This is a genomic window from Streptomyces sp. DH12 (assembly GCF_020873895.1).
Lineage (GTDB): Bacteria > Actinomycetota > Actinomycetes > Streptomycetales > Streptomycetaceae > Streptomyces.
The window spans coordinates 1-384 of the sequence record NZ_JAHWGT010001706.1 but is presented as its reverse complement, the minus strand read 5'-3'; the positions used below and the strand labels follow the sequence as shown (position 1 = coordinate 384).

The following is a 384-nucleotide window of genomic DNA, read 5'->3' as shown; positions in this document are numbered from 1 at the left end:
CATCGACGTGGTGCTGGGCCTGGAGGCGGGCGCCGACGACACCGTGACCAAGCCGTTCGACGGCGCCGTCCTGGTCGCCCGGATCCGCGCGGTGCTGCGCCGCTTCGAGCGGGCGGGCGGCGCGGACACGGGGCAGGACGACGCGGACCGCGGACCCGTGCTGGCCTTCGGGGAGCTGGAGATCGACACCGAGGGCATGGAGGTGCGCAAGGCCGGCCGGCCGGTCGCGCTCACCCCGACCGAGATGCGGCTGCTGCTGGAGTTCTCCGCGGCGCCGGGCACCGTCCTCAGCCGCGACAAGCTGCTGGAGCGGGTGTGGGAGTACGGCTGGGGCGGCGACACCCGGGTGGTCGACGTCCATGTGCAGCGGCTGCGCGCGAAGAT

General features: G+C 74.5%; 1 protein-coding gene. It reads left to right on the top strand.

Annotated features, from left to right (window positions below; genetic code table 11):
* Window positions 1–384: response regulator transcription factor (locus LPA54_RS41830; RefSeq protein WP_228985566.1), on the top strand; the 384-nt coding region annotated here is incomplete at both ends.